This is a genomic window from Dyella sp. (assembly GCF_036568765.1).
Taxonomy (GTDB): Bacteria; Pseudomonadota; Gammaproteobacteria; order Xanthomonadales; family Rhodanobacteraceae; genus GSA-30.
The window spans coordinates 1-12290 of sequence record NZ_DATCRY010000231.1 but is presented as its reverse complement, the minus strand read 5'-3'; the positions used below and the strand labels follow the sequence as shown (position 1 = coordinate 12290).

Genomic DNA, 12290 nt, shown 5'->3' with positions numbered 1-12290 from the left:
CCACAAGCCCAGCGCTGCGGACACCAACAGGCCGAGCCCGCCGGCATAACCTGGCGGCAGGTCGTAGGTAAGCGCGGTCAGCCCACAGGCCGCCAGCAAGGGCAAGGCGAGGTATGTCGATGGCCGGCGCAACCAATGTTTCATGCCGATCCCGGGCCGCCGTGCGCGGTCAGTCGCGCTTTGGACAACAGCGCGAGCGACAAGTAGACCGTCATATGCAGGGTCAGCGGCCACAGCTGCCGTTGCAGGAACGAGATCTTCGCACCGATATAGTGCGATTGTGCCTTGAGCAGGGTTCGGTATGGCCCCTCGAACAGACTGAGGCGACGCATCGCCACCCGTTGCGACTCGATCAGGTTCACCACACGCGTGGCAGTGTGCCGGGTCTTGCTCAGGTTGGTGTCGTGCAAGCGATAGGCGCAAACCGGCACGTCGATGAAACCGAGCGCGTCACGCGAAGCCAGACGCAGGAAAAAATCCCAGTCGTCAATGCGCAGGCCTTCGGTCCAGCGTGCGGTCTCCAAGGCGTTCTTGCGCACCAGCGCCACCGGGCCGCCGATCGCCCATTGACTGATCACCGCACGGCGGATGCCTTCGTCGGAGCGATACAGGCTTTTATCGGCACCGTGCAAGTCGCACATACCGCTGTCGTGCAGCTTGTTGCCTTCGCGATCGATCACGATCGAATCGCCGATGACCGCGCCCTTGCAGGGGTTCGCCAACAAATAGCGCACCTGGGCATGCAGGCCGCCGGGCAGGAAATAATCGTCGCTGGCGCCCAGGCGCAGGTACTCGCCGCGCGCCCGCGCCGCCAGTTCGTTCAAGGTCGCGCTGACGCCTTTATTACCGCGCCGGACGAACTCGACAGGCACTTCGTCGCCATGCCGTGCGATCCAGGCCGCGATGAGTTCGGCAGTGCGGTCGCGCGAACCATCGTCGATGATGACGATTTCCTTCGCCGGATAAGCGTCTTCCAGCACGCTATCGAGGCAGCGTTCCACAAACAGTTCGTGGTTGAACGCCGGGATCAACACGGAAACCAGCGGCAGCGCGTCGCCCCGCCTGTCGTTCATCGTCATAACGCCCCCAGATAACGTCGCGCCACCGCGATGTTGAACGTCAGATAGAGGAGATAATTCACAGCAAAGGCGTAGACCGCGCCGACCAGGCCGAAATACGCCGTGAAGAGATAGACCAGCGCCAGATAGCTCAACGCGAATACACACTCGGAGATCACGAACAGCCGCGTCATAGCCTTGGCCAGCATCAGATATGACAAGACGAAAGCCGCGATCTTGATCACGTCGCCGATCAATTGCGGGCCGTACAGAGGGTTGGCTGCGGTGAAGTCCGCGCTGAACAGAAGTCGTGTGACCCAGTCGCGGCACAGGTAAACCCCGGCAGCCAGCAAAGCGACGACCGGCAGCAGATAGCGATAGGCGCGCTTGAACTCGGCCACCAGCGAAGCGCGTTCGTGCGTCGCGGCCAGCTTGGGCAGGTAATAGATATTGATCGCGGTGGTGAGAAACAGCAGATACGCATCCGAGACCTTGCTCACCGCCTGCCAGTAGCCGACCTGCTCCCAGCCAAAGCGACCCGCCAGGTGATCGCGCACGGCGATATTGATCAGCGGCGGCAACAGCGCCGACGTGAGCGTCATCACCGAGAAGGCTGCCAACCGGAAAGTCATCTCGCGATCGAAGCGCAGCCGCAGCATGCTGCGGCGGAAGTAAGGACTGCGCCACCAGGCCGGCAGACCGATCAGCAGGCTGAACACCTGGCCAAGCACCAGTGCAAGCAGTGCACCGTACAAATGCAGCCATTGCGACAACCACACCGCCGCGACCATGCTTAGCAAGGACCCGACGACCTGGATCAAAGCCAGCCGGCGCACATCCATGAAACCATTGATGACGGCGAGAATGTAGTTGGCCATCGCGATGGCCAGCTGAGCCACGGCAAGGATGCGTATCAGGCTCTCGTAGCGGCTGTCGCCGAGCAGCCACAACGCTACCTGGTGGCTCAGCAGCAAGGCGACCAGGGCCATAAGACAGGCTGCGCACAATGCATACGACAATGCGGCGGCCAGCAACCTTGCCAGGCGCTGCGGATCGTCGCGGTATTCGGCAACGTACTTGACTACGCCCGCGCTGATGCCTCCGCCGGCCAACACGGCCAGGAGCGACATCAGGCTCATGAACTGACCCAGCTTGCCGACGCCTTCAGGGCCAGCGAACCAGGCGACCAGCTTGATCATCACCAGGCCGGCAAGCAGCCGCGCGGCAGTGGCGATGGCGCTGTAGAGACTGGCACGGACGATATTCATGTGCTCAGACAAACCCGCGGCAGGCATCGATGACGCAATCGATGGCTGCATCGTCGAGCGTTGGGCCGATCGGCAGGCTCAAGACTTCCTCGTGCAGTCGCTCGGTCAATGGCAACGCAAGGCCTTGCAGGCCGGGGTACGCCGGTTGCCGATGCGGCGGCACCGGGTAATGCACCTGGCTATGGACGCCGCGCGCGCGCAGGTGCTGTTGCAGCGCGTCGCGTCGCGCACAACGCAGCACAAACAAATGCCATACATGCTGCTCTTCGCGCGGCGTCGATGGCAGCAGCAATTGCGGATGTTCGATTCGCTCGCGATAAGCGCCTGCAATGTGGCGACGATGCGCGGTTTCTTCGTCCAGGTACTTCAGCTTGACCCGCAGCAGCGCCGCCTGCATCTCGTCCAGGCGCGAGTTGGTGCCCTGGTAAAGATGCCGGTATTTCACCGCCGATCCATAGTTGCGCAGTGCCGCGATATGCTCCGCCAGCAGGGCGTCGGACGTCGCCACGGCACCGCCGTCGCCAAGCGCCCCAAGGTTCTTGCCAGGAAAGAAGCTGAAGGCTGCCGCGTTGCCGAAAGCGCCGGCCTTGCGGCCGTCGCGCATCGCGCCATGGGCCTGCGCGGCATCTTCGATCAGCAATAGGCCATATCGCTCCGCCAGTGCCGCCAGCGCCGACATATCGGCCAGTTGGCCATAGAGATGCACGGCCATGATGGCGCGCGTACGAGGACCGATGGCCGCCTCTACCCTCACCGGATCGAGATTGAAGCTGGCGAGGTCCGGTTCGACGGGCACCGGCACCAAGCGATTCTCACTGACGGCGAGAAAGCTGGCGATGAAGGTATTGGCGGGCACGATGACTTCGTCGCCTTCGGCCAGGACACCCAGTTCCTTGTAACCGCGCAGAATGAGCGCAAGCGCATCCAGGCCGTTGCCTACGCCAAGAACATGGCGCACACCGCAATAAGCGGCGAATTCACGCTCGAATGCGGCGACTTCCTCGCCGAGCACGTACCAGCCTGAGTCGATCACTCTCGCTGCCGCCGCTTTGAGCTCGTCGGCATGGCGCGCGTTGATGCATTTCAGATCGAGGAACGGCACGTCCATCACAGCTTCCACTCGTAGAAATCGTGCACGACCGCGCGCCCGCCGAAATATTCTTTTTGTGCAGCCAAGCCACTGTTGAGCACGGCACCTTGATGCGAAGTGGATATTCCGAAACTGAACCAAGTGCGGTCCGCATAGACATGACCGATCAGCTCGGCCAGCAACAGACTTAGCGCGTCGAGCTGCCGCCCCTCGTCGGATACGGCCATGTATTGGGTATGCACCGTGCGACCGAAATCGTAGACCAGGGTGCCGGCCAGCAAGCTGTCGCCACAACGTGCTTCGTGCAACACGATCCGGTCGGGGAAGCGCGATTGCAGCAAACGCAGCTCGGCCACGCTATGTGTCGGCACGGCTTCATGCCGACGCAGCACGGATGTCAGTAGTGCATGAAACTGTGCCGGATCGCTGCCGCTGCCATAGTCGATGCCCGCTTTGAGCGCCTTGCCTGGCGTGTACTTGCGCTCCGCCGGAAAACGATCGAGTTCGCGCAGCGCGATTACCGACGAGAGATCGCGGCGGGTTATGCGCGCGCCCACACGGTGCAGGGCATACAAGTCTTCTTCCGCCGGATAAGCGTGAAAGACATGCGGTATCGCCTTGTACACGAGGCGGTTGGCGCCCAGTCCGCGATAGTGCTCGCCGATACGCTCGAAGGCTTCCAGTGTCGCTTCGGCGCGCAGTGCCGGCGATGCAATCAGGCCGGCATAGGTAAGGCCTGCATGGCTAGTCACTTGTCCATCGACAATATTAGCCGGGAACACGGCGACCGGCTCGCCGCGGCGTTCGACGATCAGCGAGCAGTCGGTGAACCGCTCGGCGTGATAGTCCATGTAGTCGCGCAAATGCAGCATGTTACCGTTGCGCGAGCGCGCAACCAGCCTGTTCCAGGTGCTCGCGTCGGCGAGGGTGTAAGGCCTAAGCGACAGCATGCAATTCACTCTCGGCCCATGACGCTTCGGCCAGGCCGAAACCGTCTACACCCATGTCGTTGCCGTTGTAGAACATCAGCAGCCGATTGCGTTGACGGATCAGCGACGGATAACAGATCACCTTCGAATCCCAACCGCTGTCGGACAGGGCCATGCCCAACGCATCGTCGTGGCGTTCCCAGTGCACGCCATCGTCGCTATAGGCGATACCGGGAAAATATTGGCCGTCGGTGTTACCGCGGGTGAAATACATGGTGTAGCGGTCGTCGAAACGATAAACGCGCGGCCGGCCGATACGGTATTCGGTACCGCGTGGCCGCAAGCAGACGGCATCCTGGCGTGGTATGGCCAGCAGATCCCGAGCGTATGCATGGCGAATGTGATATCGCGGAAAGGGCCGGCCATCGATGGTTTCCCAGTCGTCGCCGACGGCGTACCACAAGCGCCAGCCATCGTTCTCGTGGATGGCCGTATGCACGGCCGCGATCGTGCTCCGCCCTGGCGCACGGTCGAGAATCGGCGTCTCCTGCACGCGCCGGAAGCGGCGGCCGCCATCGATGGAGAGAGCCAACCCCGTAAACGCGAGGAACTTGGCACGCGCCACGCGCTGGAAGCCGACATAGAACATATGCAGTCCGCCAGGCGCGTCGACGATATCGCCAAGGATCACGCCATGATCGTCGAAGCAACCGGGGCGGCCGATATCCAACACTGGCTCGGGACTGACGCCCACCACCCGCGTGGGCTCTTCAGCGCTGACATCGACGTACCCGATACGGCTGATGCCCTCGCTGTCGCGAAAACCCGCATAGATCCGGATGTGCTCGTCGTCGAGACGATACGGCGTGGGTGTGAGCGCCGAATGGCGCATCCAGCCACCGACGCCCTGCCGCGCCACATCGAAGATCAGCCCCCTCTTGCGCCAGGCAAACATGTCGGCGCGCTCAGGTCTTGATGTCGAAGCTGGAGCGGTCCGGCACCGCGCGCGCCGGCGCGCCGACATAGACCCGACCGGGCTCGGTGTCGCGAACGACCAGTGCGCCCGAGCCGATCACGTTGTCGCGCGCCACCGTCACCCGATCGTTGAATGTACTGTTGACGCCGAGAAAGCTGCTTTCGCCGATCCGGCAATAGCCGGAGATGACGGCATGCGAGGCAACAAAGACGTGGTCCTCGAACACGGTGCGGTGACCGACATGATTGCCGCTCCACAAAATGCAGTTGTTGCCGATGCTTACAAATGGCTGGATCACGTTACCTTCGAAGATGAAGCTGTTTTCGCCTATCTCGGCGTTGCGCCAGACAAAGGCACGCGAGCTGACATAGCTGGCCAGACGATAGCCGCGGCGCTTGGCATCGAGATAAAAGCGCGTGCGCAGCCGATTGAGCTGGCTGGACGGAATGGCTACATATGCACTGACCTCGTCGGGCGGGTAATACGATTCGAGCGCTTCGTACGGAACGACCGGCAGTCCGGCCAGTGTCGGCGCTTCGATATAGGCGCGTTCCACGCTGAAGCCGACAACCTCGTAGTCGCTGTCGTGCTGGAAGTATTCGCGGGCGATCTGCGCGAACTCGCCCGCGCCGATGAGCACTAGCGGCGTTGCCATGCTGCCGCATCCCGCGGGTAGCCGCCGACTTCGCGCAGGAACTCATCGTAATCGGTGATGTAATCGGCCGCGTCGTACGGATGATCGGCCAATACCATCAACACGCAGTCGTCGGTGAAATCATAGAGCTCTCGCCACACCATGCGGCCAAGCAGCAAGCCTTGAGAGGGGTCGTTGAGCACCGCTTCCACCGGGCCGGTACCATCGTCCAGCAGGAAGGTGACCGAGCCCCGTACCGCCACTGCCAGTTGATTGAGATGACGGTGCGCATGCTGTCCGCGATGCACACCCTGCTGCGTGGCAAACAGGTAATACACGCGTCGGATCGGGAACGGGACGTTCTTCTCCTCCTCCAAGGCAATGAGCATGCCGCGATGATCGCCGTGCTTCTGCAACTGGACGCGTTCGATTTCCATGGATTCCGGCCGGGCTTGGGTGACGGCGATACCACTCTTTTCGGTTAAGTGCCGTGCCGTCGGCAAAAGGTTGCGTCCGCTGCCAGGAAAGCTGTTGCCCCTTCGGGCGCAACCTTTCTCCGTATTGCCGGCACTCACCGGCATATCGATGCGCCCGCCCAGCGCATGACCGCTCTGCACAGCGGGGGCGGTACACGGGGAAGCACTTATCGGTACGACCCAAGGCGACGCTTATAAAAAGGCAACTCTCGGTATGGAATTTCAGAACGACACGTCCCAGGGGAGCAATGGCATGGCGGCAAGCCTCGCTCCCGAGCCGACCGCTACGGACGAGCTGCCGAGGCGACCGCGCAAGGTCGTGGCCCTGCATTGGCTCACCGTGCTTTGCGTGGTGCTGGCCGCCGCTTTCATCCTGACCCGCGACGAGGTCTCCGGACGTGCGCTTCGACAGTGGCTGCTGGAAGGTCATCGCCACTTTGGCCTGTTCGTGTTGATGCTGTTTGTCGCACGCGTATGGGTGCGCCTGCGGGTGGGCAGACTGCCCTCGGACAATCGTCTATCCGCGCCGATGCGTATGGCCGCCGGCGCCACGCATATCGCGCTTTACGGGTTGCTGTTCGCGCTGCCTCTACTCGGTTGGGCGCTGAGCAATGCGTTGGATAAGCCCGTGCACCTGTTCGGCCTGACGCTGCCCGCACTGGTCGGTGCCGACGAAGACCTGGCCGATAGCCTGATCGCGTGGCACCAGGACGCCGCATGGGCGCTACTTGTGCTGGTTTCGCTGCACATCGGCGCGGCGCTTTGGCACCACTTCGTTCTTCGCGACGGCGTGTTGCGACTGATGCTGCCCCGGCGTCGGCGCTGATGCCGGCACAACGCGCCATTGACTGTAAGCCCCTGTCGAAACAAGGAGATTCCATGTTGTCCTTTCTGCACCGACGTACCCCGCGCCGGCCCGGGCAGATGCTGCTGTGGTACGCCCTGACGGCGCTTTCGCTACTCCTGGCCAGCACGGGCGCCCAGGCCATTCCGGCATTTGCCCGGCAGACCGGCTCCGCTTGCGCGGATTGCCATGCCGGCGCTTATGGCCCGGCACTGACACCCTATGGCATGCGCTTCAAGCTCAACGGATTTACCGACACGGACGGTAACGGCGTGAAGATTCCCGTGTCCGGGCAATTGACCGAAACGCACTCTGCACCGGCGCGCGGCAATAGCACGACGGCCCTGAGCGAAGCCGACTTGTATCTGGCGGGGCGACTGACCGAACAGGTCGGCGGCTTCGTGAAGGTCGAGGCAGACTATGCGGGTCACAACAATACGTACAATACGCGGCTGAGCGCGCTGGACCTGCGCTACGTAGCCAAGGAGCTCAAGCTCAACGAGAAGGAGTTCCTGCTGGGCGTGAGCGTCAACAACAGTCCCAGCCAATCCGATCCGATCGCCGCACTGCCGGCCGCCACCCATCTCGGTCCGACGGGCGTGACCGGTACCCTGCTCAATCCGGGCAGCCCCAATTCGCTCGCCAATCACGTAATCGGCGCGAGCGTTTACGGCCTTTACGACAAGAACTGGTACGGCGAGATCGGCAGCTTCCGCTCCTTGCCCACCTCGCTGCAAGATCGCCTTGGCTACACCATTGGCAGCGATCCGGGACGACTCAGCGATACCGCTTATCTGCGTCTTGCGTATATGAAGGACATGAAGCGGCAGTTCTTCTCCGCTGGCGTGGTCGGGCTGACCACAAAACGCCAATTGCCGCGCAACAGCCCCAGCGACGACATCACCGACCTGGGCTACGACCTGACTTATCAGTACCTGGGCAATCGCGAGCACATCGTGCAGTTGGCCTATGTAAACATTCTCGAGCGACGCCGTTACGGCAGCGTATTTGCCAGCCCGACGGTGCCCGGCCAGACCTCGCTCCAGCGCGGTGCGGTGCATGACCAGACCCTGAGCGCGACCTATACGTTCAAGCAAAGCTACGGCCTCACCGTGGCCCACTTGGTGAGCACAGGTTCGCGCGATGCGGTGAGGTTCACCCCTTACGGCAACCCGGACACCACGGCCAACCTGATCACCCTGTTCTGGACACCCTTCGGCCGGGACGGTTCGTTCACTTCGCTGGCCAATTTGAAGCTTGCCGCCTCCTGGTTCCGCTTCACCAAGTTCAACGGCGTGAGCGACAACATCTTCAATGCGCCACCCGGGCTGCCGGTGACCAATGCCAGGGATCTCAACTCGTTCTCTGTTTCTGCCAGCCTGGCGTTCTGATTAAAAAGCGAACAGGAGTCTTCAGCGTGATCAAGTCAACAAAGCGGCAGGCGTTGCGCTGCCTGGCCGCCGTGGCAGGTTTGTCCGCAGGGATGCACTTCGCGCCGGCCCATGCCGGCGATGCGAGTGCCGGCTCGGATGTGTTCAAATCCGAATGCGCCGAATGCCATAGCATCAAGGAAGGCAAGAACAAAAAGGGGCCGAGCCTGTTCGGCATCGTCAACCGCCCGGCCGGCAGTATCGCCGATTATCAGTATTCCGATGCGCTCAAGCAGGCCCATTGGACGTGGACTACCGATAAACTGCACAGCTACCTGTCACAACCGGCCAAACAGGCCAACCCCGGCACCAAGATGAAGTACGACGGGCTGGACGATGCCAAACAGCTCGACGACTTAATAAGCTATTTGAGTACCGTGCACTAAGTGGTTTCTTTTGCCTCGCGGATCGGGTGTCATAAGCCATCGTCCCGTGGAACCGAGCAACACCTGGAAGCCGTGATGACCTGATGTTGCGCGTACGCTCCTGCCATCCGCCGGCCATTTACTGCGCCGGGCCGCGACTTATCCGTCGCGGTCCGGCGTCGGCGTCTTCGGGAGCGCCGGACCGATGATGGCCAGGTGCCTCGCACTCGCCTTGCTGGGAGGGTCTGCCGCCTGCCTGCTCGAGCCGGCCCAGGCCCAGTCGGCCTCCGGCTTTGGCGGCGAGGTCGCACTGGCCTCGCAGCTGGCCGACCGTGGCATCGCCATCACGCCGGCGCGGCCGACGATACAGGCTGCAATCAACTGGACCTCCCCCAAGGGCTGGACATTCGGCGTGGCTGGCGGCTCCGAGCTGGACTCGCCACGCCTGGCCGAAAGCCTGGCGCAGGTGGCGCGCTCGTGGTCGTTGTCCAATGACTGGCAAATGCAGACCAGCCTGTTCTACTACCACTATGCCGGCCCTGCCCATGCCCGCGTCTACGATCGAACCGAAGCGGCCGTCACCTGGATATACAGGGACATACTGTCGTTAGGAGTCTCGGGTATCTATGCGATCGGAGCGAAAGAACAGCGGCTGCGACCGGCCCTCGATCTTAACGCGCGCTGGCCGCTGGCCTGGAACGTTTCGGTGTCGGCCGGCGTCGGTACGGCCGAATACGTCATCGCATCCTATCGGCCCACAGCCCGCTACGACCATGTCGGTTTCTATGGCTACGGCCACGCCGGCCTGTCATGGAGCCAAGGCCCCTGGCGGGTGGAACTCAGCCGGGTGGCAACGGACCCTTCCTTTCGTCGGCACTGGGGCGAGCTGGCGGCCTCGTCGTGGCTGGCCACGGCAGCCTGGTCGTTCTGAGACTCCGCGCAACCTTTTCGCTTCAGTCCGGCACTTACCGGGGTCGCCCAACCCCGGGCGCCCACACCCTTTATAGCCATGACCGACGCCGATATCGATGCCGACGCTACCGACCGCATGCTGCTCCAGCGCATGTCGGCCGGCGACCGCGATGCGCTGGCAGTGCTGTACCGCAGCTATCACGGCCGGCTTTGCCGCTTCCTGTCCCGGTTGACCCGCCGCCCCGACGTGATCGAGGAAGTGATCAACGATTGCTTCTGGATCGCCTGGCAGAAGGCCAGCGGTTTCCACGGGGATTCGCGCGTTTCGACCTGGATCATGGGCATTGCCTACCGGTGCGGCCTGAAAGCCTTGCGCCAGCACGGCGACGAGCCGGTGGAAGACGACGCCATGGGCGACGAACGCGGCGGCTCGCACGATCCGGACGAGGACCGCGAATTACGCGATTGGCTCGGCAAGGGCCTGGACCGCCTGTCGGCGGACCAGCGTGTGGTGGTCGAACTGGTTTATGGCGTCGGCCATACCCTGGACGACGTTGCCGTTATCATGCAGTGCCCGGTCGGGACGGTGAAGGCGCGCCTGTTTCATGCCCGGGTGAAGCTGCGCAATGTGCTGCCGGCCCTGGCCGGCGAGTCGTCCATGCACAAAGAGAGCGTGTCATGACGTTCCCGAAGGATTCCAACAGGGACTGCGCCCGAGCCTGGGAGGCCATGCCGTGGGTACTGCAAGACAGCGCTCCGGCCGAGCAAGGTCAGTGGCTGCACAACCATCTTGCCGAATGTCCCTCCTGCAGTGAGGAGTTCGCGCAACAAAGTCGATTGCGTCTGGCGATGTCCTTGCCCACCGACATCCAGCTCGACCCGGCCGTCGGGCTCAAGCGCTTGTACGCCCGCCTGGATAACCCCCAGATCGAGGAGGCGCCGCGGCGCGTGCGCGCTGGCGGCTGGCTGACGCGCGCGCTGGTCGCAGCGGTCCTGGTGCAAGCGCTCGGCATCGGTTTTCTGGGCCTGCGGCTGTGGTCGCAGGATGCCGGCTCGCCGTATCGCACCCTGAGCCAGGATACCTTGCCAATGCCCGCCGGCGCGATTCACGTAGTGCCCGACGAGACGATGAAACTGGCCGACTGGAACACCTTGCTGCGTCACCTGCACTTACAGGTGGTCGGCGGTCCTAACGATGTCGGTGCCTATACGGTGGTACCGGTAGGTGCGGCCGCGCCGCAGGCCTTGCAGCAATTGCGCGCAACCCGAGGCATTCGCCTGGCAGAACCGGTCGCCGCAACACCATGAGGTTCGGCGTACTTGTGCTTGCATTCGTCGCCGCGGCGGCGCTCAGTGCCTGTGCGCCGTCGCCAACCCTGCCGTCGAACAGCCATGCCGACACGACTGACGAAGTGCGCAGCAGCGATGTCGCCGCGATGGATCCCAAGCGCGACATCGTGCTGGCGGTAACCAATCCGCTGCAGCCCGTGGCCACGCATGCCGGCTCCAGCCTGCTTGGCTATGCCCCGTCGCGCAATTACGCCGCCGGCCAGAACGCGGTGTCGGTGCTGGCCGAGATGCAGCGGCGCTATGGCTGGCGCGAGCTGGCCGGCTGGCCCATCAAGACCCTGAATCTCTATTGCATTGTGCTGGAGCCGCCGCCCGGTACCGATCGCGATGCTTTGCTTAAAGCCCTGGCCGCGGACAAGCGTGTTCAACTGGCCCAGCCGCTGCAGGATTACTCGGTTTACGCCGACAAGACACCCGGCGCCCAGGCACTGACGCCACATCGCTACAACGATCCGTATGCGGACCTGCAGCGCGGCTTCGTCGAGACCGAGGCCGCCGAAGCCCACGCGCTGAGCCAGGGCGATGGCGTACGCGTGGCGATCGTCGATACCGGCGTCGACACTCAGCATCCCGATCTGAAAGGACGCGTGCGCGATCAGCGCAATGAAGTCGATGACGATGCCGCTGCGTTCAACCACGACCACCATGGCACGGAAGTCGCCGGTATCATCGCGGCCATCGGCGACAATCATCAGGGCATTGTCGGCATAGCACCGAAAGCTCTGCTGAATGTCTACAAAGCCTGCTGGTATCCGACTGTCGCGGACAACGGCGGCGCGCGCTGTAATTCGTTTACGCTGGCCAAGGCATTGGCCGCAGTGATCGATACCGATGCGCGGATCGTCAATTTGAGCCTGGGCGGACCGACCGATCCATTGCTCAACCGACTATTGGCGCAGTTGCTCAGCGATGGGCGCATCGTCATTGCGGCGATGCCGCCGGAAGGCAATAACGGCGG

The 12290-nt window shown here is 62.8% G+C and carries 14 protein-coding genes; 7 read left to right on the top strand and 7 right to left on the bottom strand.

Features of this window, described 5'->3' with window-relative positions:
• Nucleotides 1-140: 140 nt before the first annotated feature.
• Genes VIM98_RS15855 through VIM98_RS15825 form a run of 7 tightly spaced genes read right to left on the bottom strand, consistent with a single transcriptional unit; the run spans nucleotide 141 to nucleotide 6392 of the window.
• Nucleotides 141-1073, bottom strand: coding sequence for a glycosyltransferase family 2 protein (locus tag VIM98_RS15855; RefSeq protein WP_331994077.1), 933 nt, complete (start codon nucleotides 1071-1073; stop codon nucleotides 141-143).
• A gap of 2 nt (nucleotides 1074-1075) precedes the next feature.
• Nucleotides 1076-2326: an O-antigen translocase gene (locus VIM98_RS15850; RefSeq protein ID WP_331994076.1), complete on the bottom strand. Its 1251-nt coding sequence runs from the start codon at nucleotides 2324-2326 to the stop codon at nucleotides 1076-1078.
• Nucleotides 2327-2330: 4 nt separating this feature from the next.
• The gene (locus tag VIM98_RS15845) at nucleotides 2331-3434 is read right to left on the bottom strand and encodes a DegT/DnrJ/EryC1/StrS family aminotransferase (protein WP_331994075.1); all 1104 of its coding nucleotides are present in this window, start codon (nucleotides 3432-3434) and stop codon (nucleotides 2331-2333) included.
• Entirely contained in the window at nucleotides 3434-4366 is a 933-nt protein-coding gene (locus VIM98_RS15840; RefSeq protein ID WP_331994074.1) for a GNAT family N-acetyltransferase, read from the bottom strand. The genes VIM98_RS15845 and VIM98_RS15840 overlap by 1 nt, the downstream gene beginning before the upstream one ends.
• On the bottom strand, nucleotides 4353-5300 hold the full coding sequence (locus VIM98_RS15835; protein WP_331994073.1) for a hypothetical protein: 948 nt from the start codon (nucleotides 5298-5300) through the stop codon (nucleotides 4353-4355). The genes VIM98_RS15840 and VIM98_RS15835 overlap by 14 nt, the downstream gene beginning before the upstream one ends.
• A gap of 10 nt (nucleotides 5301-5310) precedes the next feature.
• Nucleotides 5311-5976 carry an acetyltransferase gene (locus VIM98_RS15830; protein ID WP_331994072.1) on the bottom strand — a complete coding sequence of 222 codons (666 nt, stop codon included), beginning with the start codon at nucleotides 5974-5976 and terminating at the stop codon, nucleotides 5311-5313.
• The gene (locus tag VIM98_RS15825; RefSeq protein ID WP_331994071.1) at nucleotides 5961-6392 is read right to left on the bottom strand and encodes an FdtA/QdtA family cupin domain-containing protein; all 432 of its coding nucleotides are present in this window, start codon (nucleotides 6390-6392) and stop codon (nucleotides 5961-5963) included. The genes VIM98_RS15830 and VIM98_RS15825 overlap by 16 nt, the downstream gene beginning before the upstream one ends.
• Before the next feature lie 292 nt (nucleotides 6393-6684).
• Here VIM98_RS15825 and VIM98_RS15820 point away from each other — a divergent pair, with 292 nt between their 5' ends.
• The 7 genes from VIM98_RS15820 to VIM98_RS15790 form a co-directional block, all read left to right on the top strand.
• Complete coding sequence (locus VIM98_RS15820) at nucleotides 6685-7257, top strand: cytochrome b (RefSeq protein WP_331994070.1); 573 nt, start codon at nucleotides 6685-6687, stop codon at nucleotides 7255-7257.
• Nucleotides 7258-7355: 98 nt separating this feature from the next.
• The gene (locus VIM98_RS15815) at nucleotides 7356-8666 is read left to right on the top strand and encodes a cytochrome C (protein ID WP_331994079.1); all 1311 of its coding nucleotides are present in this window, start codon (nucleotides 7356-7358) and stop codon (nucleotides 8664-8666) included.
• Nucleotides 8667-8695: 29 nt separating this feature from the next.
• A complete protein-coding gene (locus VIM98_RS15810) occupies nucleotides 8696-9091 on the top strand; it encodes a c-type cytochrome (protein ID WP_331994078.1) in 396 nt (131 codons plus the stop codon).
• A gap of 184 nt (nucleotides 9092-9275) precedes the next feature.
• Nucleotides 9276-10001, top strand: coding sequence for a hypothetical protein (locus VIM98_RS15805; RefSeq protein ID WP_331994069.1), 726 nt, complete (start codon nucleotides 9276-9278; stop codon nucleotides 9999-10001).
• 78 nt (nucleotides 10002-10079) lie between these two features.
• Nucleotides 10080-10664, top strand: coding sequence for an RNA polymerase sigma factor (locus tag VIM98_RS15800; RefSeq protein ID WP_331994068.1), 585 nt, complete (start codon nucleotides 10080-10082; stop codon nucleotides 10662-10664).
• Entirely contained in the window at nucleotides 10661-11290 is a 630-nt protein-coding gene (locus VIM98_RS15795; RefSeq protein WP_331994067.1) for a zf-HC2 domain-containing protein, read from the top strand. Before VIM98_RS15800 ends, VIM98_RS15795 begins: the two co-directional genes overlap by 4 nt.
• Nucleotides 11287-12290 (top strand): S8 family peptidase (locus tag VIM98_RS15790; protein ID WP_331994066.1); only part of this gene is annotated, 1004 nt, incomplete at its 3' end. The genes VIM98_RS15795 and VIM98_RS15790, both read left to right, overlap by 4 nt.

Coding starts and splice junctions, on each gene's coding strand:
- VIM98_RS15855 (WP_331994077.1), bottom strand. CDS start 1,073: ATGAACGACAGGCGGGGCGACGCGCTGCCGCTGGTTTCCGTGTTGATC.
- VIM98_RS15850 (WP_331994076.1), bottom strand. CDS start 2,326: ATGAATATCGTCCGTGCCAGTCTCTACAGCGCCATCGCCACTGCCGCG.
- VIM98_RS15845 (WP_331994075.1), bottom strand. CDS start 3,434: ATGGACGTGCCGTTCCTCGATCTGAAATGCATCAACGCGCGCCATGCC.
- VIM98_RS15840 (WP_331994074.1), bottom strand. CDS start 4,366: ATGCTGTCGCTTAGGCCTTACACCCTCGCCGACGCGAGCACCTGGAAC.
- VIM98_RS15835 (WP_331994073.1), bottom strand. CDS start 5,300: ATGTTTGCCTGGCGCAAGAGGGGGCTGATCTTCGATGTGGCGCGGCAG.
- VIM98_RS15830 (WP_331994072.1), bottom strand. CDS start 5,976: ATGGCAACGCCGCTAGTGCTCATCGGCGCGGGCGAGTTCGCGCAGATC.
- VIM98_RS15825 (WP_331994071.1), bottom strand. CDS start 6,392: ATGGAAATCGAACGCGTCCAGTTGCAGAAGCACGGCGATCATCGCGGC.
- VIM98_RS15820 (WP_331994070.1), top strand. CDS start 6,685: ATGGCGGCAAGCCTCGCTCCCGAGCCGACCGCTACGGACGAGCTGCCG.
- VIM98_RS15815 (WP_331994079.1), top strand. CDS start 7,356: ATGCTGCTGTGGTACGCCCTGACGGCGCTTTCGCTACTCCTGGCCAGC.
- VIM98_RS15805 (WP_331994069.1), top strand. CDS start 9,276: ATGATGGCCAGGTGCCTCGCACTCGCCTTGCTGGGAGGGTCTGCCGCC.
- VIM98_RS15800 (WP_331994068.1), top strand. CDS start 10,080: ATGACCGACGCCGATATCGATGCCGACGCTACCGACCGCATGCTGCTC.
- VIM98_RS15795 (WP_331994067.1), top strand. CDS start 10,661: ATGACGTTCCCGAAGGATTCCAACAGGGACTGCGCCCGAGCCTGGGAG.